Raw genomic sequence first — 26,498 nt, 5'->3', positions numbered from 1 at the left:
TTCGTATCATTTCACGACAGTTCTGTGACTGGAGCGAAGAGGCTGGGGAAGATTATAATCAATAAAGAAAGCGCTAACAAAACCAATATATGGGATTTGTGGGAGGTGAGCTGCAGCTTTTACATAGGTGTATTGTGCTAGGAAAAGCATAAGCATTCTTTTCTATTTCAGAGAGGAGATTTCTAATGGCCCATACGAAAAAACGCAAACGCACTTTCTTGAAAACGCTGGCGCTTTGCTTGAGCATGATCGCGGTGACGAGCGCTTGGCAGACACCGTCCTCGACCGTTCATGCGGCCGCGCAGGATAACAATGTGATGTGGAGCGGCTTGTTCCACGACCAAGGCCCGGTGTATGACAACAATTTGGAGCCGACCAGCGCGCAGAGCGTCACCTTGAAATTTCGGACCTACACCAACGATATTACCACGGCCAATATCCGGTATTACGATTCGGCAGACAGTGCGTACCATTGGGTGGCGATGACCAAAGTAGGCAACGATGCAACCGGCAACTATGAGTTTTGGCAAGGTACGGTTCCGGCGAGCAGCTCGGTCAAGCATTACCACTTCCAAATCAATGACGGCTCGAAGACGGTCTGGTATGATGCGAAAGGCCCATCCGATACGGAGCAGACAACCCGCGATTTCTTTATTATCCCAGGCTTCAAGACTCCGGACTGGATGAAAAATGGCATTATCTATCAAGTGTTCCCCGATCGCTTCTATAACGGAGATACCTCCAATGACATTCAAACGAATGACGACCGGTATAATGGGAATTTGGCCGAAAAGAAAGCATGGGGCAGCGCTGTTGCGGCAAGTGCCGGTTACAACAACAATCTAGTGTTTTTCGGCGGGGATTTGGATGGCGTAAATCAAAAAATCAGCTACATCAAGGGCACGCTCGGTGCTAATATCCTGTATATGAATCCGATTTTCAGCGCCCCGACGAATCACAAGTACGATACCGAGGACTACTATACCGTTGACCCTGCTCTAGGCTCCAACACTCTGCTGCAGACGCTGGTCTCCAATATGCACAGCAGCTCGAACGGACCACAGGGCTATGTGGTGCTGGACGGCGTGTTCAATCATACGGGCGATACGAATAAATGGTTCGATAAATATAATAAATGGTCGACCCAAGGGGCCTACGAATCGCAGACGAGCACCTGGTACAACTACTACACCTTCCAGGCGTGGCCGAACACGTTCTCGTTATTCGGAACCTCCAGCCGGCTGCCTAAGCTGAATTATGGTGCCACAGGCTCGGCGGTACGCAATGATATCTACAACAACAGCAACTCGGTGGCCAAAACGTATTTGTCCGCACCGTACAATATCGACGGCTGGCGTCTCGATGCTCCGCAGTATGCCGATGCAAACGGCGGGGGCGGCAGCAACAGCACGAATCATACGATCTGGCAGGAATTCCGCACTGCAGTGAAGTCCGTCAATCCGAACGCGGTAGTCTTCGGCGAATATTGGGGCAACGCGTCCTCCTGGGCGTCGACGGGCGATCAGTGGGATGGCGCGACCAACTTCGACGGCTTTACGCAGCCGGTTTCCGAATGGATCACGGGCAAGGATTACAGCAACAACGCGGCTTCGATTCCGACGTCGCAATTCGACACCTGGCTGCTCGGCACACGGGCCAACTACCCGACGAATGTGCAGCAGGTCATGAGCAACCATCTCAGCAATCACGACATCACTCGCTTCGGAACGCGCGCGGCAGGCGACATTTGGAAAACATATCTGGCGCTCTTTTTCCAAATGACGTACGTGGGAACGCCGACGATTTACTATGGCGATGAGTATGGTATGCAGGGCGGTGCAGATCCGGACAATCGCCGTACCTTCGACTGGACACAAGGCACGACAGCCAACAGTGCCGTCGCTCTGACGCAAAAGCTGATCAGCATCCGCAGTCAATATCCGGCGCTGCGCACCGGCTCCTTCATGACGCTGCTCGCTGATGACGCAACGAAGGTGTTCTCCTACGGACGGTTTGACAATACGAACCGGATCGCGGTGGCACTGAACAACGACTCGTCCAGGAAGTCGATCACCGTTCCTGTTTCGAAGCTTAGCGTAGTGGACGGCAGCACGATGACCGATAAAATTACCGGAACCGTGTACACCGTTTCGGGCGGTAATGTAACCGTCTCCGTCGACGGGCATTATGGTGCAATTCTGGTGCAATAAAGCGACACTGGGGAGGGGCTGATTGCAGCCCCTTTTTTGATCATTTCGTCGATATGTACGGCTACGGCTATGCGCAAGTATCCAAGGCGAGGGAGGCGCCAGTGCGCCGCGTGCAAAGCGGGAAACACGCATTGGAGAATGCCGCCGAACCCGTGCGCCGAGTGCAAAGCGGGAAACCCGCTTTGTAGAGTGCCGCCGAGCCCGTGCGCCGCGTCGTGCAAAGCGGGAAACCCGCATTGGAGCGCGCCGCCGAGCCCGTGCGCCCGTGTGCAAAGCGTGAAACCCGCATTGGAGAGCGCCGCCGAGCCCTGGCGCTCCGTGCAAAGCGGGAAACCCGCATTGGAGCGCGCCGCCGAGCCCCGAGCTCCGCGTGCAAAGCGTGAAACCCGCATTGGAGAACGCTGCTGAGCACGTGCGCCCGTGTGATGTCCCAGCCTCAACATTTAGATTTGGTAAATGTTGAAAAGAGTGGTTGTCAAAAAAGGAGCGGCTATAGTATATTGATAATATTCAAAGGGAAAGCGCTTACCTCGTTTGGACGCTTTTACCATTTTCCCCTGGAGGTGCACCTCTGAACCATACGATTATTGACATCGCGAGATTCGCCGGGGTTTCCAAGTCTACTGTATCTCGTGTTATTTCGGGCAACGGATACATTAGTCCGGAGACGCGCAAGAAGGTGGAGCACGCCATTGAGCATTTGCAGTACAAGCCGAATGCTGTGGCTAGAGCCATGGTCTCGCAGCGAACCTACAACATCGGCATTATTATTTACCGGAAGGACTATCCGATTGTATCCCATCCGATCTACGGGAAAATATTGGACGCGATTCTCTCCGCAGCGGAGCAGCTCAATTACTCGGTATTCGTGTCCACAGACAAGGAAATGTCGCTTCGCTCGGCGGATTACATGCTGGAAAAGCGAGTGGACGGGCTAATTCTGATCAGCCGGTTAAGCCAAGAGATGATCGGGCATATCGATAAGTTCAACATCCCGTATCTGATGGTGAACGGTACGGCAGAGAACAGCCAGGTGATCCAGCTGGTCAACGATGATCTCGCAGGCGGCAGAATGGCAGCCGATCACTTATATGAGCTGGGGCATCGGAGGATCGGCATCATAGCAGGACCGCAGGAGCATCGAAGCCATTATTTGCGTTATGCAGGCTTTTATGAGCGGATGAAAGAATTAGGCTGTGAAATTCCGCAAGAGCATCTGTTTTTCTCGCAAACCTCGACTTTTGAAGCTGGTAGGGACGCATTAAAAGCAATGTGGGAACGTTCCCAGACACGTTTCAACAAGCCGACGGCGATTTTTGCAACAAACGATATGCTGGCGCTGGGCGCTATGCGGGTCATGCTTGAGCAGGGCATGCGCGTGCCAGACGATATTTCTGTGGTCGGTTCGGACAACATCGATGCGGCCAACTACTGCACCCCACCGCTAACCACCATACATACGGAGAAAGAAGCGATGGGACAGGACGCAGTACATATCTTGAACCGTCTGATTCAGAAGCTCGAGTTCGGCACGAAACAAACCCAATATCATCCACGGTTGATCGTCAGAGGCACGACGGGACCGGCATGCAGCTAATCATTCATTTTCTAATCACATGACAAAGGGGTAAGGTACAATGCTAAAGAAAACAGGGATCTCGATTTTGGCGTCAGCGTTGGTATTAGCTTCACTTACAGCATGCAGCAGCGGGCAAGGAACTCAGGGAGCGGCACCGAAAGAAGCGCCCAAAGCGGAAGAAACCAAGGCAACTCCTCCGCCAGCATCGAACGAGCCGGTTACGTTAACCATTACCAACCACAAGAGTGTCGGCTTTACGGAAAGCGATTTCCAAAAATATTTTGTTGAGCCGGTGAAGAAGAAGTACCCGAACATTACGCTGCAGTACATTAAGCCGACCCAAGGTCAAGAACTGGAAGACCTCGTTGCGGCAGGCAATACGCCGGACCTTATTTTTGCCAGCAACGGCTACTTCGCTTTATTGAAGCAGTTGGATGTTATGCAGGACTTGAATGAGTACGTGAAAAAATATAATGTGGACTTGTCCATTTACGATCAGCCGATTATGGAGCGTATCCGCCAGGCGGGCGATAAAGGCGAGCTGTACTCGATTCCGTTTTCCCTGAACTACGGGATGATGCTTTACAACAAGGATATTTTTGATAAATTCGGTCTTCCGTATCCGAAGGATATTATGAGCTTTGAGGATATTCTGCCGATTGCGAAGAAAATCAACCGCACCGAGAACGGGATTCAGTATATCGGCTTTGAACCGAACTATGCCGATACGATCGCCGGGCAATTAGGAGTTCCGGCCGTTCTGGCCAATGATAAGCCGACGCTCGATCTGCCGGAATACAAGCGCGTATTCGACTTCATGAAGCAGGTGTATGACATACCAGGCCAAATCGGTCCGGGCGACAAGTTCAACTGGGGCCGCAACGGCTTCCTGAAGGATCAGAACGTAGCGATGTTCCTGGAATGGTCGAATGATGCTGCCGCTCCGCTGGAGGAGGCTGCCAAGGGAGGCTTCACGAACTGGGATATTGCGGCGCTGCCGAACTTCCAGGATAAGCTGGGCAATGGGCGTACCGTGGACTCGCATATGACCTTTATTTCGAAGACGAGTAAGCATAAGGAAGAAGCATTCAAGGTGCTGCTCGAGACCGTCTCCAAAGAAACGCAAATGATTGTCAGCGCTAACGGTCGCATCAGTGCCATTCCTGATAAGGCGATCCAAGCCAACTATGCGAAAAATTTCTCCAGCTACAACGGCAAAAAGGTGCAAAACATTTTCTTAACCAAGCAAACGCCAGCACAAAAATCGTCGATCTACGGCTCCAAGGCGTCGAGTATTATCCGCGATGAGCAGAAGAATATGGCGCTGGGCAAAAAGGACGTGAACACCGCGCTCAAAGATGCGCAGGAACGCGTTATCAAGAACGTCGAGGAAGAGAAGAAGAAGTAAACGAGAGCAAATCCTTCGGTAAACAAGAACTAGGCCGTCCTTCATTCAGAGATGAGGGGCGGCCTTTTTTTGACGTTGTGTTGGTTTAAATCGTACCCAAGTGCTGAGCAAGGAATTGATGGATGTGCTTCACCATCTGCTCCTGGGATGCTTTCTTCTCCTCGAGTGTCAGCTGGGACACATAATTGCCCGTTCGCGGATCGATCTGGATCGAATTGAGCGGCTCCCCCGGCGACATCTCGAGGCTTCGCTTCGAGGTAAACAGGGTCTCTCTTTTATAGGTCGTAAATAGGATTTCGCTCTCCGACAGCACCAACGCCAGCCCCTGATTCCAGTAGCCTTTGCTCTCACCGCCGCAGCGGTTCAGCTCTTCGATGTAGTGCGCCAGCATTTCTTCCTCGCCGGCATCTCTGCGGTCCGGATAAATTCGTTTCACGTATACGCCGGGCTGTTTGTCGTCTGGGAACTTCTCGATGTAAAGACCGGCATCGATCGACATCGTAGGCATACCGGACGCTTGATGGTAAGCAAATGCTTTTCCGAGGGCATTTTGCAGCGGATCGTTCCCTTCCTCCAGGACATGCAGCTCGATTCCCTGCTCTGCCAGACTGACGAGCTCGATCGGAAGGTCGCTGACGATTTCTTTTATAAACGCAAATCGGGTTTGATTTCTAGTGCCGAATAACAGCTTCCGCATGGGGCGTCACCTCTTCCCTTACTTTACAACCAATCGTCGCCAAAAGAAAGACAAAGCTGCCCAATCTGGGCGCTTGTGAACCGGAACACCCGCGGAGGATAAATCATAATTGTATAGTATGTGCTGTCGAGGAGGGTCAGAGCAGTCGCTCATAGACAACGGATCACCGGTTCGCGATCGATCGGATGTCCTGCTTGCCAGTCCCGCATCTCCTGCGTTATTCCCAAACAAAAATACGGAGGTTTTACAAATGAATGAGTTTAAAAATGAGTTACAGAAACTGAATGTTTCCGACTTTAAGGCAGGTGAAGTAGTCCCTTCTCAAAATCAAGCTCCTTATGATGCGCGTCAATGCGGTCATGGCGGAGGACATTGTGGTGGACACGGCGGCTGTGGGCATTGCGGCGGTTGTGGGCATTGTGGTGGCTGCGGATTCCGTTGTTTCCGTTGTGTGAACTGCTTTACTTGCTTCTTCCAGTGCTTCCGCTGCTTTAACTGCTTCCGTTGCTTCTAAGTCGTAAGCGTTAGGAGAAAAAGCCCCTGCCGCTTCGATTTCCAGTCGGGCAGCAGGGGCCGTGCTCCATCCAAAATAAGTAGGCAAGAGGGACAAAGCCCAGTACATAAGATAACAGTGAACCGTTTCTACGAAATGTCCTTTTAGGGGGAGTGAAATGGCTACACTGAAGGATACGATGCGTCCAAAATTGAATGGGGATACGTTCGTTGTTCCGGACCCGAAGGGCGAGGTGTTTTTTCGCAACAATCGAGGCTCGTTCAAAATGGAAGGCGATGCAATTGACCAATGGATTGAGAAGCTGATCCCGGTATTTACGGGGGCGCACACGCTAGGTGAATTGACGGACGGACTGCCGGAGCCCTTCCGAACTAGGGTGTTCGATATTGCTGCGGTGCTGCATCAGAACGGATTTTTACGGGATGTTAGCGGTGAGCCGCCTCATCAGCTGCCAGCGGGAATCGTGGAGAGGTATGCATCACAGATTGAGTTTCTCGATCATCATGGCGGATCAGGCGCAAACCGGTTTGAGCACTATCGACAGGCGAGGGTGCTGGCGGTCGGTTCGGGGCCTTTTTTCGTTTCCTTGGCGTCGGCGCTGCTGGAATCGGGACTGCCGTGCTTTGATTTCCTGCTGACCGGTGAGGCGCCGACGAATCGGGATAGGCTGAAGGCGCTGGAAGCCCATGCGCAGGTGCATGATCCGAGGGTGTACATAAAGGAACTTGGCTTCAGTGGAGCAGGCGCGTGGCATAAGGCAATTCAGCCGTATGATTCGGTTTTGTATGTGTCGCAAGAGGGGAATTTGGACGAATTGCGTGCGATTGAAGCGGCCTGCCGCGAAGCGAACAAGCGGTTCATTCCTTCGGTGGTTGCCCACCAAACGGGAGTCGCAGGACCACTCGTCCAGCCCGATGGAGAGCAAGCGTGGGACTCGGCGTGGCGCCGCATCCATGAGACGGCGGTGCGCAAAGACCCGCAGCTGCACTCGTTTTCTAGCACTGCGGGCGCGCTGCTTGCGAACGGGATCGTTTTTGAGCTGTTCAAAAGTGTGACAGGCACGCCGGATCCGGAACGAAAGCATTCGGTGTTCCTGCTGAATCTGGAGACGCTGGAAAGCAATTGGTATACGTTCCTGCCTCATCCGCTCGTATGCGGGCATGCTCAGGTTGAGGAACCGTTTGATGCGCATACGGTACTGGAACGAAGCATAGGTGTGCCTACTGCCGAGCAAGAGTCGCTGCTTCCCTTCTTTGAACGGCTGACCTCGGCGGAAACCGGCATTTTTCATGTCTGGGAGGAGGGGGAGCTGCTGCAGTTGCCGCTCGCACAATGTCGTGTGCAGACGGTGAATCCGCGCTCTATGGGGCCGGCAAAGGTGCTGCCGGATCGCATCTGCTCCGGGCTTACGCATGAAGAGGCTCGAAGAGAAGCCGGACTAGTGGGGCTCGAGCAGTATGTAGCACTGTTGGCGAGGCCTCTGATTCAGGAGCGTAAACCTTCGGGCGCGCGTTTAGGCATTGGGGCCGGCGGCACGCTTGCGGAAGGCGTTTGCCGGGGACTGCAGCAATGTTTAGACGAAAAGCTGGTTCAGCGCTCGTCTACTTCAGGCAGGAAAACGACGATCACGCCAATTCAGCTGAATCCAGTGGCGGATGAGCGCTGCCGGTTTTATTTGAAGTCGCTTACCACCTTGCAAGGACCACCGCAGCTGGGGCTTGGCGAAGATGTGCTTGGCTTCCCGGCGGTGTGGGTGGAAGCGGGTGGACAATGGCATGTAGCCGTCGATTTGAATCTCACGCTGGCCATGCGAAGGGCGCTTCAGGAAGCGCTGCTATGTGCGCAAAATCAAGTAGGAGGGGCTGGTCTAACGGAGGTTGCTGTGCGGAGGGTCTCGCCGCTTCACATTGATATTCCTACGTGTGCGGTTCCACACGAGGAGATCCTCAAGCAAGCATTGCAGATATTAGACCGTAACGGTCGGCAGCTAAACGTAGTCCGGCTGGCACTGGAGCCTTTCTTGAGCGATCAGCAGAACCCTGCGCTGGAAGTCGCGGGCGTGCTGCTGCGGGAGGAGGTGTCGCCGTGAAGCCTGTTATCGCTGTGATCGGTGAAGGGGTGTTAGCGGATATCGTTGCCCGCGAGCTGGAACAGGAGCTGGGCTCCGCTTGCCGTGTGGTTCGGCTAGGCCAACCGAACGAGGCAGGGCTAGGCGAAGCGGCCTTGGCTCTAGTGCTGCATGATGCCTGGCAGCCTTCGATCCATGCGCAGGCGGAGCAAACCTTTCAAGCTTCGGGCATTCCCTGGCTTCGGGCATTCGCCACCTTTGGCGAAGCTGTGATCGGGCCGCTTGTGCGCGCAGGTGTGCAAGGGTGCTCCGTCTGCGCCGATCTGCGGTTCCTCATGGCAGGGAGCAACCGGCCGGAAATGCACATGCTTCATGAGCGGCTCGCGGAGCATGGCGGCAAACCGCGCGATCCGTGGGCGTCTGTTGCCGGCCTTCGGCAGACGGCACAGCTGCTGCTGGAGGAGGTTCAACGGCTTCTGTCCGGCCAGCCGAGCCGCTTGGAAGGCCGAATGCTGCTGGTTGATCTGAAGTCGCTGCGGACGTCGCGGCATGCTTTTTTGCCTAATCCGCTATGTCCGGTGTGCAGCAGCTTGCCCGAAGACTCAGCGTCTGCGGCCCGTATTGAGCTCAAGGCTAGTCCAAAGCTCAGCCCTGACAGCTTCCGAACGCGTTCCATGGAGGAGCTGAAGCCTGTGCTGGCTCGCGATTATTTGGATTTTCGCACCGGCTTCCTCAATGGGAAAATGACGGATCTCACCTCGCCGTTCGCCGATGTCAGCGTCAATCTGCCGCTAATGATTGGAGACGAGGGAACTGCGGGCAGGACGCACACCTATACGGATAGCTTGCAAACCGCGATTCTTGAAGGCTTGGAGCGCTATTGCGGTCTGTCACCACGCGGCAAGCGCTCAGCCGTCCATGACAGCTACAGTCGACTCGCCGATTACGCGCTGAATCCGCTGGCGGCCGGTGTTCACGCGAGAGAGCATTATGCAATGACTAATTTTCCTTATAAGCCGTTTGACCCCGATGCTTCGTTGGATTGGGTATGGGGCTATTCGCTGGTGCAAGAGCGGTCCATTCTGGTGCCGGAGCTGCTGGCCTATTATAGTCTGGGCTTTGGCAGCGGGTATGTGTATGAGACATCCAACGGCTGCGCTTTAGGCGGAAGTCTGGTGGAGGCGATTTTCCACGGCATTATGGAGGTGGTGGAGCGCGACTCGTTTTTGATGACTTGGTATGCGCAGCTTCGCCTTCCAAGGCTCGATTGCCGCTCAGCGGATGACCAGGAGCTGCAGCTTCTAATCGACCGGATGGAGACCGTCACCGGCTTTGATCTGCATGTGTTTAACTCCACGATGGAGCATGGCATCCCCAGCTTATGGGCGATCGCGAAAAACCGCAAGCCGCGCGGCATGAATCTCATCTGTGCCGCAGGGGCACACCTGGATCCGGTCAAAGCGCTGAAAAGCGCGATCTACGAGCTGGCCGGCATGGCGCTGTCGATGGATGAGAAGTTTGAAAGCAGCAAGGATGTTTCTCTCCGGATGCTCCGGGATCCGTATCTCGTGCAGTCGATGGAGCACCATTCGATGCTCTACGGGCTGCCGCAGGCGGAAGAGCGGCTGCACTTTTTGCTCGAGAACCGCAGCCGGACGCAAACGTTCGGCGAAGCCTTCAAGCCTCACCCAAGGCATACGGATTTGACCGAGGATCTCCAAGGGATTGTTGCATCTTTTCAGCGTCTCGGGCTGGATATCATCGTCGTGAACCAAACAACGCCGGAGCTGCAGCGCAATGGGCTGCATTGTGTGAAGGTGCTTATCCCGGGCATGCTGCCAATGACCTTCGGGCATCACTTGACCCGATTGACCGGGCTGGAGCGTGTGCTCCGAGTGCCGCAGCAGCTGGGGTACACCAAGAAGCCGCTGACGTTGAAGCAGCTGAATCCGCACCCGCATCCGTTTCCATAAAGCAACAGTTGCAAAGGTTGACAACTGTTAAAGGCAGAATCTCTTTAACAGCTGCAACAGTTGACAACTATTAAAGGAAGAATCCCTTTAACAGCTGCAACAGGAAGGGAAGGTGAAGCGTGAGCCAAAATCTGGAGCAATTTGTGCGGCATCTCCATCATGAAATCGACGAATACAGACCGGTGGACTGGGAGGTGGATTGGGCGGACGCGCCGCTGCCTTACAAGCTGTATCGCGGTGTGCCCGCAGTGAAGCTGCCATCGGAAATTCCGTTGACCTTAACGGAGCGAGCGGTTGAGGATGAGGTCGATGTGACGGCGATCAGCCATTTTTTGTGGTATGTGTTTGGACTGGCGCAGGTGAGTCAAATGGCTTACGAGACGGATACGGACGATGCGTCTTCCGAGGAAAGCCCGGTTGCTGTGATGCAGTCGATCCGCAGGCTGGTGCCTTCCGGCGGCGGCTTGTATCCGAGTGAGCTGTACATGTATCTGAAGGTGAAGGGGCTGGCCGAAGGGATTTATCACTATGATGCGGCCCATCATCGACTGGTTGTGCTGCGGGAAGGCAATTTTGACGCGTATTTAGAAAAGGCGCTGGGGCAAAGGTGCAGTATTTCGGAGTGCTTTGGCGCAGTTTTGGTGACGACCGTGTATTGGAAAAATTTTTTCAAATACCATTATTTCGGCTACCGACTGCAGGGGCTCGATACCGGCGTGCTCATGGGGCAGTTGCTCGAGGTGGCCAAACGGTTTGGTTTTAAGGCTGGGGTTTACTTCGAGTTTCTCGATCAAGCGGTGAATCATTTGCTGGGAGTGAGTGAGCAGGAGGAAAGTGCATTCGCTGTGATTCCGTTGTCGATCAAGTCCGTTGACGAGTGGGTTTTAAAAGGGGCTGAGCCAAAGGAACGCTGCACCTGCGCTCAGCTTTGCCGGGAGCTGCCGAACGTTCGGTATGAGCAGTACATCCGATCCCGAAAAGTCATCGAAAGCCCAATGCTGGTCCGGATCAATGAAGCGTCGGCGCTGAAGGATTCGGCCGCTTTTCGCTGGAGAGGGTTGAAGGAGGCGGACAAACGCAGAGCGTTGAAAGGGCAAGGCGTGGTACAGCTGCCGCAGGTGGAGCGGCTAGCGTATGATTTGCTGGAAGCGAGCCGGAGGCGCTACTCTCCAGGGATGGACTTTATCGCGCGAAAAGTAACGGTGGCGCAGGCTGCGTCTCTTCTGAATGAAGCGGCTGCTTCATTCGCTTATACGAATGATTTGGATGGAGAAGAGAGGGTGACGGTTTACGGGTGCTTTTACGGGGTGGACGGCATACCCGATGGGGCATACCGGTATGATGCCTCACAGCATGGGCTTCACCCTGTACGACCCGGTGATCAGCGGGGCTGGCTGCAAAGCGGGATGTCGCTGGACAATGTGAATTTGTACCAGGTTCCATTGTGCCTGCACGTGGTTGGGCCTAAGGATCACCTGATCGGAGCGCTCGGTTACCGTGGTTACCGCATTCAGCAGATGGAGGCCGGCATGCTGGTTCAACGCTTGATTTTGGCTGCCTGTGCGCTGGGCTTTGGGGTTCATCCTCTGCTGGGCTATGAAGTATCGACGATAGATGCGCTGTATTCTCTGGAAGCTGAAGGGATGACCGCGCTGATTCAGCTCCCCATCGGGCCGTATCGGCCTCGTCCACGGTTTGAGGGGGGACTGCACGGTTGACGTTAAGAAGCCGCTGAATGTCGAAGGGCGACACTCGGCGGCTTTCATGGTTACTTCGCGTATGGTCGATGATTACATGCCGTACGGGTAAGGGTACATGGTATGATAATGGTGAACCCATGGATATTGATAGCCCATCACATGGTACGGATCATGGTAGTTCCAATAAGGGTTCCAATCGGAAGGCTCCTCATCCGTATGATCGATGATCACATATTCATGAAAATAGTAGTCATGGCTGTAAGGGTCATGTGCGTAGGATGTAGGTTGAGCTTGGGTTGTTGTAGGGTAAGCTTGGGTTGTAGGGTAAGCTTGTGTTGTCGGGAATGCTTGGGTGTAGGGTTGGGTGTAAGGCTGGGGATACGGTGACTGCATTTGCTGTCCCATCGTTGCCGTGGGTGTTGCAGTTGGCATGGTCCATTGGGTCGGTTGAGCGCTCAATCCTGTTCCTGGTTGATAGGGTTGATACATCGCATGTGCCTCCTTGTTGCAACTGTTTTCATACTCACCATATGCAGCAGGCGCCACGATGGGCACTTATCCCACAAAGTAGGACCCGCCCAAGTTGCACATCATTTTGTAACATCTCCGATGTATGATTTCTATGATGGGTTGGCTAAATTTAGAAACTGCCACATTCTGACGTGGCTCGTTGGAGGGTACACGGTTTGAGCGAAAAAGATTACAATACACGCACCAACGTACAGAAACGGCTCACCAGGCTGCTGCTGCTCACGCTCACGACAAGCTTAGCTTTCATGGGCGCCAGCTGCCAGCAGTCGGCCGCAACAGCGACACAATCGACAGCGGAAGTCGCGCCGCAGGTCAAAGAGCAGCCATCGGACACCCGGACCGCGATCGAGAACCTGAAAATTACCTCGCCGGACAAGCTGCACCCACGGCTGATGGCCACAAGCAAAGATTTTGAGCGCATCAAGCAGCTGATCGGAACGGACCCGCAGGCCAAGGCGTGGTACAAAACCCTGCAGACGGCAGCGGGTAAAACGCTCAAGGAGCCGGTCGTCAAATATGAGCTGCCGGACGGTGTGCGGCTCTTGCCGATCAGCCGGAAGGTGCTGGAGCGGACGATCCAGCTGTCGCTCATGTACAAGCTAACCGGCGAAAAAGCATACTTGGATCGCGCCTGGGGCGAGCTGAGCACCGTCTCGGATCCGGCGCTGTTCCCCGACTGGCATCCGATTCATTTTCTCGATACGGCGGAGATGACGATGGCGGCCGCGGTCGGCTACGACTGGCTGTACTCCGATTTGAGCGAGGACCAGCGGAATACGCTGCGAACGGCGATCATGGAGAACGGTCTGAAGCCAGCGCTCAGCGTGTATCGAGGGAAGGCGGATGCGAAGAAAATCGCTACCTTTTGGAAAACGACGACAAACAACTGGAACTCCGTGGTCAACGGAGGCATCGGCGTAGGGGCGCTGGCTATTGCGGACGAATCGCCGGAGACGGAGGCGCTCTCGGGGGAGATTTTGCAGCAGGCGGTGCAGTCCATCAAATCCTCCTTAAAAATGTACGCGCCGGACGGCGGCATGCCAGAGGGGCCTGGCTATTGGGATTATGCGACCGTGTACATCGCTTATTTCTTATCCTCGCTGGACTCGGCGATTGGAACCGACTATGGCTTGTCGCAGATGCCGGGGCTGTCCGAAACGGGCTATTTTCCACTGTATGTGGAGGGCGCAGGGCAAGCCTTCAACCTGGGAGACGGCGGGACCGGGACGATCAGCAAGGCGCCGCAGCTGCTGTGGTATGCGGATAAGTTCCACAAGCCGGAGCTCACCTACGGGGTGAAAAATGGGTCGAATCCGATGAATCTCATCTGGTATAAGCCTGCCACAGTGAAAAGTCCGACCGAGGCTGGCGCGCCTTTAGATAAAAGGTATGTCGATCCGGAGACGGAGTTTGTGACGATGCGCAGCTCCTGGAACGCCAACGATGCGATGTTCGTAGGGCTCCATACAGGCGATAACGAAGCCAATCATGGTGACCTCGATGCAGGGGATATGGTGCTGGATGCGATGGGGGTCCGATGGGCAATGGAGCTTGGATCGGATGACTACAACCTGCCTGGCTATTTTGATATGAATAAAGGGCGCTGGAATTACTACCGCAAGCGGGCCGAAGGCCAAAACACGCTGGTGCTGAACCCCGGTTCTGGCCCTGATCAAAGTCCCAAAGCTAAAACCTCGATCGAAAGCTTCATCTCCGAGCCTAATCGAGCCATCACAATCGCGAACCTAACGAACGCCTATGCGAAGGATGCGACATCGGTCAAACGAGGCATCGAGCTGCAGCGAGCGACCCAAAGCGTGCTTTTGCGAGACGAAATTCAGCTGAAAAGCCCGGGCGGCATCTGGTGGTTCTGGCATACCCAGGCCCAAGTAGAGGTAAGCAGCGATGGCAAAACCGCGATTCTATCCAGATCCGGGAAAAAGCTCGCTCTGCGCCTGCCGCCAGACGATGAAGCGCAGTTTAAGTTGATGAATGCAGAGTCGCTGCCGACCTCGCCGAATCCGCCGAAGCAGGCCGTCAACAAAGGCATCCAGAAGCTGGCGATTCACTTAGAAGGCGTAGAGCAGACCGCGATCACGGTACAGATCGATCTGATGCGCGGGTCCGAGGAGCAGCTGCCGCCTCTTGAAGCAGCGAAGCCGTTGTCCGATTGGCCGAAACGATAACGGTATATTTGATTCGGTCACCTAAGGGAAGTACAATAATATGGTAAAAATCATTTATCCCATCTATTCAGGAGGTTTTTGCATGAGAGCGGCTTATATTTTTGGATTGCTGGAAAGATATCGCAACCGTTTGGTGCAGCTCGCAGAGAGCTGTCCGGAGGAGAAGCGCAACGTAGTGCCGACAGGGTTTAACAACAGCATCCACTGGCAGATTGGTCACGTGCTGACCGTGACGGATCGTCTCGCCTTTGCCCTAGCGGAGCAAACTCCACTCGTTCCGGCTCACTACACCTCGTACTTCGGCAACGGCACGAAGCCGGCGGATTGGCAGGACGCCCCTCCATCCTGGGATTCGATCATTGCTGACCTGAAGGCTCAGCCGGGCCAGATCCAAGAAGCGCTGGGGGACAAGCTGGAATTACCGGTGAAGGAAAACTTCCTGAAAGCCGAGAATATCGGCGAGCTCATTGCCGGCGGTATCACACATGAGTGCACACATCTGGGGAACATCATGGCTTTGATGAAGGTTTTGAAATAAAGCAAGTCAAACTGCCGTAAGACAGCTTCAGATTGTGGAGAAACCCATTTTTTATGCAGGGTTTCTCTTTTTTTGCCTCAAAGTTATATTATTGTAACTTTCAATGGTTCGTTATAAGCCAAGCGGTCCATGGAGTCTTGCTGCAAAGCGGAAAGTCCGCTTAGGAGCTCGCGTCCGGGCTTGGTCGCGCCGAGCAAAGCGTAAAATCCGCTTAGGAGCCCGCGCTCGGGGCTACAAGACTATCCCTTCATTTAAAGCTGAGATTAGGTGGTTGTTACAGTCCACCTAGTCTCAGCTTATTTCATCAAATCTTAGTTAAGTAAGACATGCATACCTCGGCTGTCTCATATCCATCAGGGTGTAAGATATCCATTTATTGGAGGTAAATGCCTTGGCGGACAAAAAAATCATTGTGGTGTTGGGGGCAACCGGTGCGCAGGGAGGAGGGCTGGCTAGGGCCATACTAAATGACCCAAGCGATGAATTTGCCCTTCGTGCCGTCACTCGGGATGTGAACAGCGGAAGCGCAAGGTCGCTGGCGGAAGCCGGAGCGGAAGTGGTGGCAGCCGATTTGGATGATCCGGACAGCATCCAGCGGGCGTTTGATGGAGCGTACGGCGCATTTTGTGTGACGTTTTTCTGGAACCATTTTTCCCCGCAAAAAGAGTTCGAGCACGTGCAAATCATGGCGGAGGCAGCCCAAAAAGCAGGCATCCAGCATTTGATCTGGTCGACACTCGAGGACTCGCGCAAATGGGTGCCGCTCAGCGATAACCGCATGCCGACGCTGCTGGAGAAATATAAAGTGCCGCACTTTGATGCCAAAGGCGAAGCGGATCGATTCTTTATTACGGCAGGTGTGCCGACAACGTTCCTGCTGGCCTCGTATTATTGGGAGAACATGATTTACTTTGGCATGGGTCCCAGACGGGGAGCCGACGGCTCGCTTACGCTCACCTTACCTATGGGAGAGAAGAAATTAGCAGGCATTGCCGCCGAGGACATCGGGAAGTGCGCCTTCGGTATTTTCAAGGGCGGTCCGGCACAATTTGCGGGTAAAACGATCGGGATCGCGGGGGATCATTTGACCGGAACGGAGATCGCCGGCGCCTTGACGAAGGCGTTGGATCAGCAGGTGAGCTACAATGATGTGTCGCCGGCGTTGTATCGCAGCTTTGGATTCCCGGGAGCGGATGATCTGGGCAATATGTTTCAGCTGTACCAGGAATTCGAGCAAGTGGTGATCGGGGTGCGGGATATCGAGGGCTCTCGAAAGCTGAATCCTCAGCTGCAATCGCTGGAGCAATGGCTGTCGCGGAACGCCAGCCGCATTCCGATCGATCAAGCGAATACATAGTGTATAGAGGAACGAATACGAGAAGCCACTTCGATGGTGAAGTGGTTTTTTAGTTGCTTTAAACATTATAACGTTATATTTACTTTGCATATTTTTTGTGCTATTTTAACAATATAACGTTATATTCTGTTTGCGGAGAAAGGTGAACAACATGAGAGAGCGATTTGTTTTGCACAACGCCCGGCTTGTCCATGGGCAGCGAGTCGATATCGTGATCGAAGACGGCCGCATTGCTGAAGTGACTGGCGCCGGTAGCGGACTAAATGAGCAAACCCAAATCATCGACTGCACAGAGCTATACGTTTCCAGCGGTTGGATCGATATGCATGTGCACGCTTTTCCCGAGCTTGATCCGTACGGCGATGAAATCGACGAGATCGGCATCAAGCAGGGTGTAACGACGATTGTAGATGCGGGGAGCTGCGGCGCGGATCAGATCGCGGATCTGGCAGCAAGCACTGAAGGTGCGCTAACGAGAGTGTTTGCCTTTTTGAACATTTCGCGGATCGGCTTGCGTCGGATCGACGAATTGTCGGATATGGCATGGATTGACAAGGAGCAAGCGATGCAAGCGATTCAGCAGCATCAAGCGTTCATCGTCGGCTTGAAGGCGCGCATGAGCCGAAGTGTGGTCGGCCCGAACGGGATAGAGCCTTTACGTGCAGCGCGCAAGCTATCGGAAGCTTCATCACTCCCGATCATGGTGCATATCGGCTCCGGGCCGCCGCGGATTGAGGAGATCGTCCCGCTGCTGCACAAGAATGATATCATCACGCATTATCTTAACGGGAAAGCGAATAATTTATTCGATGCCGAAGGGAAGCCGCTTGAGGTTCTAGTGGACGCGGTGGGGAGAGGGGTACATCTGGATGTCGGACACGGCACGGCCAGCTTCTCCTTCCGGGTGGCGGAAACGGCCAAGCGGCATGGTATACCTATCGGCACGATCAGCACCGACATTTATCGCGGCAACCGGATCAACGGTCCAGTGTTCAGTATGGCGAATGTACTCTCGAAATTCCTCTACCTAGGGTATCCCCTAGAGGAAGTGATCGAAGCGGTAACTTCGCGTGCGGCCAGCTGGCTGGGAAAATCGGAGCTAGGCCGGATCCAAGTCGGAGACACAGCGAATTTAACTTTATTTGCAGTTGAGCAGCAGCCGGTGACATTAGTGGACTCCGAAGGAGACTCGCGTTTGGCCGAGCGAAGCATTATAGCTAAAGGAGTGGTAGCAAATGGCAAGTTCATTGAATGCGAAGTACGGTCTTAAACGCGTTATTAACGCTAGCGGGCGCATGAGTATTCTTGGGGTGTCTGCTCCGACGGATTCGGTCATGGAAGCAATGAAAATCGGTGGGCAGCAATATGTAGAGATTGCCGATTTGGTCGATAAAGCAGGGGATTACATCGCACGGATTCTGGGCTCGGAAGCGGCTGTAGTTGTAAACTCGGCCTCCAGCGGCATCGCGCTTTCTGTGGCTGCCATCGTGACCCAAGGGAATCGCCGCAGAAGCGAGCGCCTGCATCAGAACGAGATTCGCAAGAACGAAATCATTATGCTCAAAGGGCACAACGTGCAGTACGGGGCGCCGGTGGAAACGATGGTGTACCTTGGCGGAGGTAAGGTTGTCGAAGTCGGGTACGCGAACGAGGGGAAAGCGGAGCATATTGAAGATGCGATCTCTGAGAACACGGCGGCGATTTTATATGTCAAGTCCCACCACACCGTGCAAAAAAACATGATCTCGGTAGAAGAAGCTTGGGATATCGCACAGCGCAATGGCGTTCCTATGATCGTCGATGCGGCGGCGGAGGAGGATCTTCAGAAGTATGTCAAATACTCCGATCTGGCGATCTACAGCGGCTCGAAGGCGATCGAAGGCCCTACCTCGGGGATTGTCGGCGGGAAGCGCACTTATATTGAATGGCTGAAGGTCCAGCTGCACGGCATCGGGCGAAGCATGAAGGTCGGCAAAGAAACGACATTCGGGCTGCTGCAAGCGCTGGATGAGTATGGCGTGAAGGAAGATAAGAGCGAGCAGGAGAAATCGCATCTCGAGGTGCTCATGCCGCTGAATGATCTGAAGGGCATTAAAGTGACGGTTGTACAAGATGAAGCGGGACGGGCCATTTTCCGGGCACGTATTCAGATTGATCCGCAGCTGTCGGGCACGAACGCTAAAGAGGTGGTCAAAGCGCTGCAAGAGGGCGACATTGCCATCTACACACGAGATTATGGGGTAAGACAAGGCTATTTCGACATCGATCCGCGCCCTTTACAAGGGGACGATATGCAAGTGATTGAAGCCAGATTACGCGAAATAGCAGGAGGAAACTAACATGTCCAACATTGCCAAACGTTTTTATAAAGGCCGTGCGGCCCTGAATGTGCTTGCAAACAGCGTGGAGAATGCCAAAGATGTGTTCGATGCAGCGGAAGGCTACGTGCTGGTTGGCGTGCTGTCCAAAAACTACCCAACGGTGGAGACGGCCGTCGAAGCGATGAAGAAATATGGCAGAGCTATTGATGAGGCGGTCTCCATCGGTTTGGGCGCAGGAGATAACCGTCAAGCGGCGGTCGTAGCCGAGATCACAAGACACTATGCAGGCGCACACATTAACCAAGTATTCCCTGCCGTCGGCGCTACGCGGGCGAATCTGGGGGAGCGGGACAGCTGGATCAACAGCCTGGTTTCTCCTACGGGACGCGTGGGCTATGTTAACATTTCGACGGGTCCAATCAGTGCAGCACAGGACGAGCACGCCATTGTGCCTGTAAAAACAGCCATTGCGCTTATTCGCGATATGGGCGGGAACGCACTCAAATATTTCCCGATGAACGGATTGGCGTGCGAGGATGAGCTTCGTGCCGTAGCCAAAGCCTGCGGTGAAGAAGGCTTCGCGCTAGAGCCTACAGGCGGTATTGACAAGGAGAACTTTGAGGCCATCTTAAGGATTGCACTTGAAGCAAACGTTCCACAAGTGATTCCGCACGTTTACTCTTCCATTATTAATAAAGAAACAGGAAATACGAACGTGGAAGATGTGCGCGAGCTGCTCGCGGTCATGAAGAAGCTGGTTGATTTGCATGGCTAAAACCGTTGCGGCTTTTGGCGAGGTCATGATGCGCTTGCAGGTGCCGGGGTACGATCTGCTTTCCCAAGCGAGTACGCTCAACTATTCATTTTCCGGCTCCGGGGTGAATGTCGTCTCGGCGCTGACCCGGTACGGGCATACGGGGTACCTGGTATCCCGTTTGCCGGCAAACCCGGTGGGCGATGCCGCCGTCACGTATCTTTTGAAGCTGGGCATTGCGCCAACGTACCTGATGAAAGGCGGCAATTACGTGGGGATGTATTTTCTCGAGAACGGGTTCGGTGTGCGGCCTAGCCGTGTAACATACTCCAATCGCCAGGAAAGCAGCTTCAATACGGCGCCGGAGGGGACGTATGATTTTGACTCGATTGCAAAACCTATGGATGCCATTCATTTCTGCGGCATTACGCTCGCCATGAACGATGGGGTGAGGAAGCAGATGAAGGAGCTCGCTCAAGCGGTGAAGCAGCAGGGCGGCCTCGTGGTATTCGACTGCAATTACCGTCCCTCCCTGTGGGGAGAAGGCGGATATGAGAAGGCGAAGCCGCATTATGAAGACATGCTAGAGCTGGCCGACATTGTCATGATGAATGAAAAGGACGCCATGTTCACCTTGGGGATGACTACGACACAGGAGTCGCGGCAAGCCCAATTGGAGGAGCTGATTCCAGAGGTTGCACGCCGGTTTGACATTTCGGTCGTCGCTGGAACGCATCGGTCCATCAACGGAGACAATACTCATTCCTTGAAGGGCTTTATGTACAAAAAACACACCTTCACCTATGCTAATCCGCTCTCCTTTTCGGTTTATGATCGAATCGGCGCGGGCGACGCGTTCACGAGCGGAATCATTCACGGAGAGCTGGAAGGCTTCGACACGGAGCAGACGGTAGCTTTTGCCTCGGCGGCAGGAATGCTGGCCCACACGGTTGTAGGCGATACACCGATGTCGTCTGAGCGCGACATTTTCCGGGCGATGTCCGAGTCTGCACGCGACGTAGAAAGGTAGGGGAAGCGCGTGAACTTGTCCCGCAAGAAAAAGCCTCTCTATCTGCAGATCAAAAATATTGTGAAAGACCGCATCCTGCACGGCATGTATCCGCTGGGATCGAATATTCCGTCAGAGCCGCAGCTGGAGGCGGAGTTCCAGGTCAGCAAAATCACGGTTCGCAATGCGATCAAGGAGCTTGCCCAGGAAGGGTACCTGGAGACCAGCAGCGGCAAAGGGACGAAGGTCATCCGCAATACGTCGGCCTCCAAGCTCTCGAAGTGGAAACGATTCACTGAACAGCTGGTGGAAGAAGGCCATAGCATTCGAAAGCAGCTGATAAAAGCCGAGGCCATTCGAAATGCGGAGGGCTCGGAGCCGTTTCGTTGGTTTGGTGAAGTGTGCTACGGCATAGAACGGATGTATCTGCTGGACGGCGAGCCTTATATTCATTTCACCCACTATCTTACGAAACGAATGAACTCGCTGGAAAGCTCGGATTTAAGCGGGGAGTCCTTATACAACCTTATTGAAGAGCAAGACATCTCACTCGAAAAGTATCGGGATGAATTTGCCGTGGCGATCGCACCGGCCTACATTGCAGATGCTTTGCGTGTTCAGGAGGGGGCACCGCTCTTGAAGCGAACCCGTTATTCCTATGCTGATACCGGGGATGTGGTTGAATACAGCATAGGCTACTATAACACCGAGCTGCACCAGTATGTGGTGAATTATGATGTTTAGAGAAAGAGACGAGGGAGCAACATGAATCTTTACTTACTGATGATTACCCTGATTTCCATTGTCATTGTCATTCTGGGCGTGGCCTGGTGGAAGTGGCATGCGTTTATCAGCTTGTTGGTGGCAAGCTTGTTCTTGGCCATCATGTCGGGGCTAACGCTAGATAAGATCGTCAGCTCGTACGAGACCGGCGTCGGCAGCGTGCTGGGGCACTTGGTCGGCATATTGGCGCTAGGTACGATTTTGGGCAAAATGATGTCCGATTCCGGAGCCGGCACACAGGTCGCGAATTTCTTCATTCGAATTTTCGGCGAAAAGCGGCTGCCATGGGCAATGCTGCTGTCCGGGTTTATTATCGGGATTCCGGTCTTTTTCGATGTAGGGATTGTGATGCTGCTGCCGCTGGTGATTTCGATTCATAAGACGACGAAATATAACATTTTGCTGATCGGCCTGCCTCTGATTACGGGCTTGTCTATTGTGCATGGGCTGGTACCACCTCATCCTGGTGCGATGACCGCGATCGGCATCTATAAAGCCGACATGGGCAAGGTGCTCATTTACTCGCTCCTGATTGCGATTCCTGCGGCGATCATTGCGGGTCCGCTGTTTGCTCAGTGGGTACATAAGCGGGTGGTGCCGCAAGGAGAGCCTTCGCTGCTCGGGCACACGATTGAAGTGGAAAAAATGCCGGGTACGGGCATTTCCTTCTTCATCATTTTGCTCCCGGTCATCTTAATGATTTTGGGCGTTGCCGCGCCGTACTTGGGCTTACCGAAAGGACTTCTGAATTTTCTGAGCTTTATCGGAAACTCGGTGATCGCGCTGTTGATTTCCGTCTTTGCTTCGTTTTACTTCCTGGGTATCCGTCAAGGGTTCAGCAAGCACCGCATTGATAAAATGGCTCATGAATGCTTAATGCCTGTAGGCTCGATCATCTTGATCATCGGTGCCGGCGGCGGCTTTAAGCAAATCCTGATTGCAAGCGGCGTGGGTACGGCGATCGCACAGATGTCGGAAAGCATTTCGCTGTCGCCGATCGTGCTCGCGTTCTGTGTTGCCGGCTTGATCCGGATTGCGACGGGCTCGGCAACCGTGGCGCTGACGACCGCAGCGGGGATCGTGTCTCCGATCATCGAGCACATGTCAGGCGTGAACCTCGAGCTGCTCGTCATTGCGACCGGCGCGGGCTCGCTCATGTTCTCGCACGTGAATGATGCCGGGTTCTGGCTCGTGAAGGAATATCTCGGGCTGACCGTCAAAGAAACGTTCAAAACGTGGACCGTATTGGAGACGCTGCTTTCGTTCATTGCCTTCTTTACCGTGATGATCATCGATATGTTTGTGTAATAATGGACCCGGCGTTGTCCCCTCCTAGGGATACGTCGGGTTTTGCTGCAATTAGGCGGGTCGATGCATTGACGGATAGGTTCGGTAGGGGTATCATGAAAGCATGCGGAAACCGAAAAAACCAATTCGGTTTCCAAGGTTCGACATCAGGAGGGAAGCTCATGGAAGATTCGGTCAGATTGCGCATTATGCGGGGAGCGGCCGACATGTTTAACGCCAAGGGGTACAAAAGCGTGACTTTAAGTGAGCTGGCCACGCGGCTTGGGATGAGCAAGAAGACGCTGTACTTATATTTTAGCTCGAAGGAAGACATCGCATGGGCCGTCATCGATATGACGCTTAGTGCGATCGCCGCTTTGGTCGCTGAGCAGAAGCAGCGCAATGGCGATCCGCTGAGCATGCTGCAAGAAACGTTTCAGGGCATCAAGCAGCAGATTGTGAAGCTGAATCCGCTTTTTCTGGAGGACATTCAGAAGTTTGCGCCTGCGTTGTGGGATCAGCTGGAAGCGTTCCGCGGCCGACAGCTGGAGTTCATCGGCGGCGTGCTCACTAAGGCGATGGAAGCCGGGCTTATTCGCGAGGTGAATCCACGGCTAGTATCGGCCATTATTTTGGAAACGATTCAGCGTACGGTGCGCCCGGATTTTGCAGCCAAGCAAGGAGTGACGATGATGGATGTGGCGGATGCCTGGTTTGATTTTATACTGGCTGGTCTTCGAAAGCCGAATTAATCGATGGGGAGCGTGCAGAGCATGAGTCCATATGTGCTTGAATTTAGCCGAATTGATAAAAGCAGCCTTCCGCATGTCGGAGGAAAAGGTGCGAATCTGGGAGAGATGACGCTGGCGGGGTTTCCGGTTCCTTCGGGCTTTTGCGTGACGACCGATGCTTATCGCGACTTTCTTGCGCAAAGCGAGCAAATGGCCGGCTACTTCCAGCAGCTCGATGCGATTCAAGCGGATCAATTGAATGAGATCGCGGTGCTGGGCCGTGCGATTCGCGAGCATCTGGAGCAGGTAGCCATCCCGGAGGCGATCCGAGCGGCCATTGTGGCCGGCTGGAAGCAGGCAGGCGAGCAGGAGGCGTATGCTGTCCGGTCCAGTGCCACTGCGGAGGATTTGCCGATGGCGTCGTTTGCGGGCCAGCAGGATACGTACCTCAATGTCCGCGGCGAAGCTCAGCTGCTGCAGGCGATTCGGAAGTGCTGGGCTTCGCTGTTCACCGACCGCGCCATTTCCTACCGGGCCAAAAATCGCTTCGATCACCGGGCCGTCCTGCTGTCTGTGGTCGTACAGCGCATGGTTTTCCCTGAGGTGTCCGGCATCCTGTTCACGGCCGACCCGATCAGCGGGCATCGGGGCACGGTTTCCATTGACGCAAGCTTCGGTCTGGGGGAAGCGCTCGTATCCGGTCTGGTGTCGGCCGATTTGTATCAGGTGCGCTCCGGAGCCATTTTCGCCAAAAAGATTGCCCGCAAGAAAATTGCCATCTACTCGTTGTCGGAAGGCGGGACGGTCACCAAGGAGCTCCCTGAGGCAGAGCAGGAGCGCCAAGCGTTAGGGGACGCTCAGATTGTGGAGCTGGCCGCGCTGGGAGAGAAGATCAAGCGGCACTATGGCTCCGAGCAGGATATCGAGTGGTGCTATGCGGCGGGGCGCTTTTATATCGTGCAGAGCCGCCCGATCACCTCGCTGTATCCGCTCGCTCATGTCGCTGTTCAGCCGGGGGAAAGCCCGCATCTGCTCGTCTCCTTCGGTCATCAGCAGATGATGACGGAGGCGATGAAGCCGATGGGCTTGTCGCTGATCCGCACGATGTTTCCCTTCGGCAAAGCGAGCGTGCGTGCGGAAAGTGAGCTTACGGCGACGGCCGGCGGCCGCGTCTATATCGATATTACGAAGCTGTTTGCGCTGAAGCCGGCCCGGGAGAAATTCCCGCTCATCATGCGAAATATCGATGAAATGATGGCCAGCGCCGTTGAGCAGTATGTTCAGCAAGAAACGTTTATCCGAGGGATTCCTCCACAGCCGGGACTCAAAAAGTCCATCGTCGGCTTCATCGGACCCATTCTGCTGCGTGCCGTGCGGAATATTCTGTTCGCTCCGATCGCGGAAGCCCGGCCGAAGGTAGAGGCGTTCGTGGAGAACTCCGTACGGCGGGGGAGAGAAGGGCTGTCTGGCATTAGCGGGGCGGAGCGGATTATTCGCATTCAAGAGCAGATCGGATCGTTCATGCGCAGCGCGTTTGCCAATCTGCTGCCCTATCCGCTCGCCGGGATGCTCTCAAGCCGTCTCCTTCGCGTGCTGATCTCCAAATGGCTGGGCGAGGAGGCTTCAGATCTAATGGCTGTGCTCAACCGTTCGCTGCCCGGCAACGTGACGAGCGAGATGGGGCTCATGATCGGCGATTTGGCTGACGCGGCCCGCCCATATCCGCAGGTGGTCGAGCTGATTCGCAGCGGCGATCCGCAGCGGTTTCGGGAGCGCCTGCGTCAAGTCGAGGGCGGGGAAGCGTTCGGCGCGGCCTGGGATCGGTTCATGGGGCTGTATGGCATGCGCTGCCCGGGCGAGATCGATGTGACGCGTCCACGGTGGCGCGACGATCCGAGCACGCTGCTGCCGTCGATCGACAGCCACATGCGCAGCCAGCAGCCGGGTGAGCACCGCGCCAAGTTCGCGCAGGGCGCCGCGGAGGCAGAGGCGGCCATCCGCGAGGTGGTAGCGCGGCTGCGGAAGCAGCCCTTCGGCAGCGTCAAGGCGAAGCTGCTGTCGCGCCTGATGTATGCGTTCCGCAGCTTGATGGGCTTGAGAGAGCATCCCAAATATATGATGATCCAGCATTTTGGCATGATCCGCGAGGGGCTGCTTGATGAAGGGCGCAGCTTGGTTCAGAAGGGAGTGCTGCAGAGCGCGGACGAAGTCTTATTCCTGTCGCTTGATGAGCTTTTGCAGCTGACGCAGGGGCAAGGTCCATCCGAGCTGGCAAAGCTGTTGGAGCAGCGCAAGGCTGACCTGACGCGCTACCGTGAGCTGTCGCCGCCGCGCCTCATGACAAGCGAAGGCGAGATCCTCAACGGGCGGCGGAAGCAGCAGGACGCGCCGGAAGGGGCCTTGCTCGGGACGCCGGTCTCCGCCGGTGTCATTGAGGGCATAGCCCGCGTGGTCCTGCGGCCGGAGCACGCGAACTTGAACAAGGGCGAGATTATGATCGCGCCCTTCACGGACCCAGGCTGGACGCCGCTGTTTCATTCGGCGATCGGGCTGGTCATGGAGGTCGGCGGGCTCATGACCCATGGCGCAGTTGTAGCGCGCGAGTACGGATTGCCGGCCGTCGTCGGCATCGACAATGCCACCAAGCTGATTCGCGACGGCGACCGCATCCGTTTGGACGGCACGCGCGGGTATGTGTTGGTGCTGGAACCGAGCAAGAAGGAATAGCAAGAGAAAGCAAAATAGTACATGTTTCGCAGCATGGAAATCCATGGTTTCTTTCCGGCAATGGGAGTAATCTAACAATAGTCTGTTGTACGTGCTGGCTCCCAGAGAGGCGCATAAGGCTAGTC

General features: G+C 54.7%; 20 protein-coding genes. 18 read left to right on the top strand and 2 right to left on the bottom strand.

Annotated elements, in window-relative coordinates:
- Nucleotides 1-185 precede the first annotated feature (185 nt).
- The 3 genes from FPZ49_RS22210 to FPZ49_RS22200 all read left to right on the top strand — a co-directional run bounded on the left by FPZ49_RS22210 (nt 186) and on the right by FPZ49_RS22200 (nt 5,197).
- On the top strand, nt 186-2,210 hold the full coding sequence (locus tag FPZ49_RS22210) for a glycoside hydrolase family 13 protein (protein ID WP_144851148.1): 2,025 nt from the start codon (nt 186-188) through the stop codon (nt 2,208-2,210).
- Between the two features lie 571 nt (nt 2,211-2,781).
- Complete coding sequence (locus FPZ49_RS22205; RefSeq protein ID WP_144851146.1) at nt 2,782-3,807, top strand: LacI family DNA-binding transcriptional regulator; 1,026 nt, start codon at nt 2,782-2,784, stop codon at nt 3,805-3,807.
- Between the two features lie 40 nt (nt 3,808-3,847).
- Nucleotides 3,848-5,197 carry an ABC transporter substrate-binding protein gene (locus tag FPZ49_RS22200; protein ID WP_144851144.1) on the top strand — a complete coding sequence of 450 codons (1,350 nt, stop codon included), beginning with the start codon at nt 3,848-3,850 and terminating at the stop codon, nt 5,195-5,197.
- A gap of 85 nt (nt 5,198-5,282) precedes the next feature.
- Here FPZ49_RS22200 and FPZ49_RS22195 read toward each other — a convergent pair whose 3' ends face one another.
- A complete protein-coding gene (locus tag FPZ49_RS22195) occupies nt 5,283-5,894 on the bottom strand; it encodes a non-canonical purine NTP pyrophosphatase (protein ID WP_144851142.1) in 612 nt (203 codons plus the stop codon).
- A gap of 118 nt (nt 5,895-6,012) precedes the next feature.
- On the opposite strand from FPZ49_RS22195, the gene FPZ49_RS22190 reads away from it, so the two are divergent.
- From FPZ49_RS22190 to FPZ49_RS22175, 4 genes are all read left to right on the top strand, one after another.
- Nucleotides 6,013-6,408: a heterocycloanthracin/sonorensin family bacteriocin gene (locus tag FPZ49_RS22190; RefSeq protein ID WP_391563851.1), complete on the top strand. Its 396-nt coding sequence runs from the start codon at nt 6,013-6,015 to the stop codon at nt 6,406-6,408.
- A 157-nt stretch (nt 6,409-6,565) separates the two neighbouring features.
- Nucleotides 6,566-8,497, top strand: coding sequence for a putative thiazole-containing bacteriocin maturation protein (locus tag FPZ49_RS22185; protein ID WP_144851138.1), 1,932 nt, complete (start codon nt 6,566-6,568; stop codon nt 8,495-8,497).
- Nucleotides 8,494-10,449 (top strand): TOMM precursor leader peptide-binding protein, encoded by a 1,956-nt coding sequence (locus FPZ49_RS22180; RefSeq protein WP_144851136.1) that lies wholly within the window; start codon nt 8,494-8,496, stop codon nt 10,447-10,449. The genes FPZ49_RS22185 and FPZ49_RS22180 overlap by 4 nt, the downstream gene beginning before the upstream one ends.
- Nucleotides 10,450-10,568: 119 nt before the next feature.
- Complete coding sequence (locus FPZ49_RS22175; RefSeq protein ID WP_144851133.1) at nt 10,569-12,167, top strand: SagB family peptide dehydrogenase; 1,599 nt, start codon at nt 10,569-10,571, stop codon at nt 12,165-12,167.
- Between the two features lie 72 nt (nt 12,168-12,239).
- On the opposite strand, the gene FPZ49_RS22170 is transcribed toward FPZ49_RS22175, so the two are convergent.
- On the bottom strand, nt 12,240-12,638 hold the full coding sequence (locus tag FPZ49_RS22170) for a hypothetical protein (protein WP_144851131.1): 399 nt from the start codon (nt 12,636-12,638) through the stop codon (nt 12,240-12,242).
- Nucleotides 12,639-12,835: 197 nt separating this feature from the next.
- On the opposite strand from FPZ49_RS22170, the gene FPZ49_RS22165 reads away from it, so the two are divergent.
- From FPZ49_RS22165 to FPZ49_RS22115, 11 genes are all read left to right on the top strand, one after another.
- Nucleotides 12,836-14,866 carry a heparinase II/III domain-containing protein gene (locus FPZ49_RS22165; RefSeq protein WP_144851129.1) on the top strand — a complete coding sequence of 677 codons (2,031 nt, stop codon included), beginning with the start codon at nt 12,836-12,838 and terminating at the stop codon, nt 14,864-14,866.
- An 82-nt stretch (nt 14,867-14,948) separates the two neighbouring features.
- Nucleotides 14,949-15,404: a DinB family protein gene (locus tag FPZ49_RS22160; RefSeq protein WP_186446000.1), complete on the top strand. Its 456-nt coding sequence runs from the start codon at nt 14,949-14,951 to the stop codon at nt 15,402-15,404.
- Nucleotides 15,405-15,795: 391 nt separating this feature from the next.
- Complete coding sequence (locus tag FPZ49_RS22155; RefSeq protein WP_144851124.1) at nt 15,796-16,761, top strand: NmrA/HSCARG family protein; 966 nt, start codon at nt 15,796-15,798, stop codon at nt 16,759-16,761.
- A gap of 151 nt (nt 16,762-16,912) precedes the next feature.
- Nucleotides 16,913-18,031, top strand: coding sequence for an amidohydrolase/deacetylase family metallohydrolase (locus FPZ49_RS22150; protein ID WP_144851122.1), 1,119 nt, complete (start codon nt 16,913-16,915; stop codon nt 18,029-18,031).
- The gene (locus FPZ49_RS22145) at nt 17,997-19,100 is read left to right on the top strand and encodes a DgaE family pyridoxal phosphate-dependent ammonia lyase (protein ID WP_144851120.1); all 1,104 of its coding nucleotides are present in this window, start codon (nt 17,997-17,999) and stop codon (nt 19,098-19,100) included. The genes FPZ49_RS22150 and FPZ49_RS22145 overlap by 35 nt, the downstream gene beginning before the upstream one ends.
- A 1-nt stretch (nt 19,101) precedes the next feature.
- Nucleotides 19,102-19,857 (top strand): 2-dehydro-3-deoxy-phosphogluconate aldolase, encoded by a 756-nt coding sequence (gene dagF / locus FPZ49_RS22140; protein ID WP_144851118.1) that lies wholly within the window; start codon nt 19,102-19,104, stop codon nt 19,855-19,857.
- Nucleotides 19,850-20,866, top strand: coding sequence for a sugar kinase (locus tag FPZ49_RS22135; RefSeq protein WP_144851117.1), 1,017 nt, complete (start codon nt 19,850-19,852; stop codon nt 20,864-20,866). Before dagF ends, FPZ49_RS22135 begins: the two co-directional genes overlap by 8 nt.
- 9 nt (nt 20,867-20,875) lie before the next feature.
- Nucleotides 20,876-21,589 carry a GntR family transcriptional regulator gene (locus FPZ49_RS22130; RefSeq protein WP_144851115.1) on the top strand — a complete coding sequence of 238 codons (714 nt, stop codon included), beginning with the start codon at nt 20,876-20,878 and terminating at the stop codon, nt 21,587-21,589.
- A gap of 21 nt (nt 21,590-21,610) precedes the next feature.
- Nucleotides 21,611-22,936: a GntT/GntP/DsdX family permease gene (locus FPZ49_RS22125; protein ID WP_144851113.1), complete on the top strand. Its 1,326-nt coding sequence runs from the start codon at nt 21,611-21,613 to the stop codon at nt 22,934-22,936.
- 161 nt (nt 22,937-23,097) lie between these two features.
- Nucleotides 23,098-23,667 carry a TetR/AcrR family transcriptional regulator gene (locus FPZ49_RS22120; protein ID WP_186445999.1) on the top strand — a complete coding sequence of 190 codons (570 nt, stop codon included), beginning with the start codon at nt 23,098-23,100 and terminating at the stop codon, nt 23,665-23,667.
- Nucleotides 23,668-23,688: 21 nt separating this feature from the next.
- Nucleotides 23,689-26,373 (top strand): phosphoenolpyruvate synthase, encoded by a 2,685-nt coding sequence (locus tag FPZ49_RS22115; protein ID WP_144851109.1) that lies wholly within the window; start codon nt 23,689-23,691, stop codon nt 26,371-26,373.
- The last annotated feature ends 125 nt before the right edge of the window (nt 26,374-26,498 follow it).

It is taken from the genome of Paenibacillus cremeus (assembly GCF_007786445.1).
Classification (GTDB): Bacteria; Bacillota; Bacilli; order Paenibacillales; family NBRC-103111; genus Paenibacillus_G; species Paenibacillus_G cremeus.
Note: the sequence above shows the minus strand (reverse complement) of the source record. Positions and strands in the feature narration are given on the sequence as shown.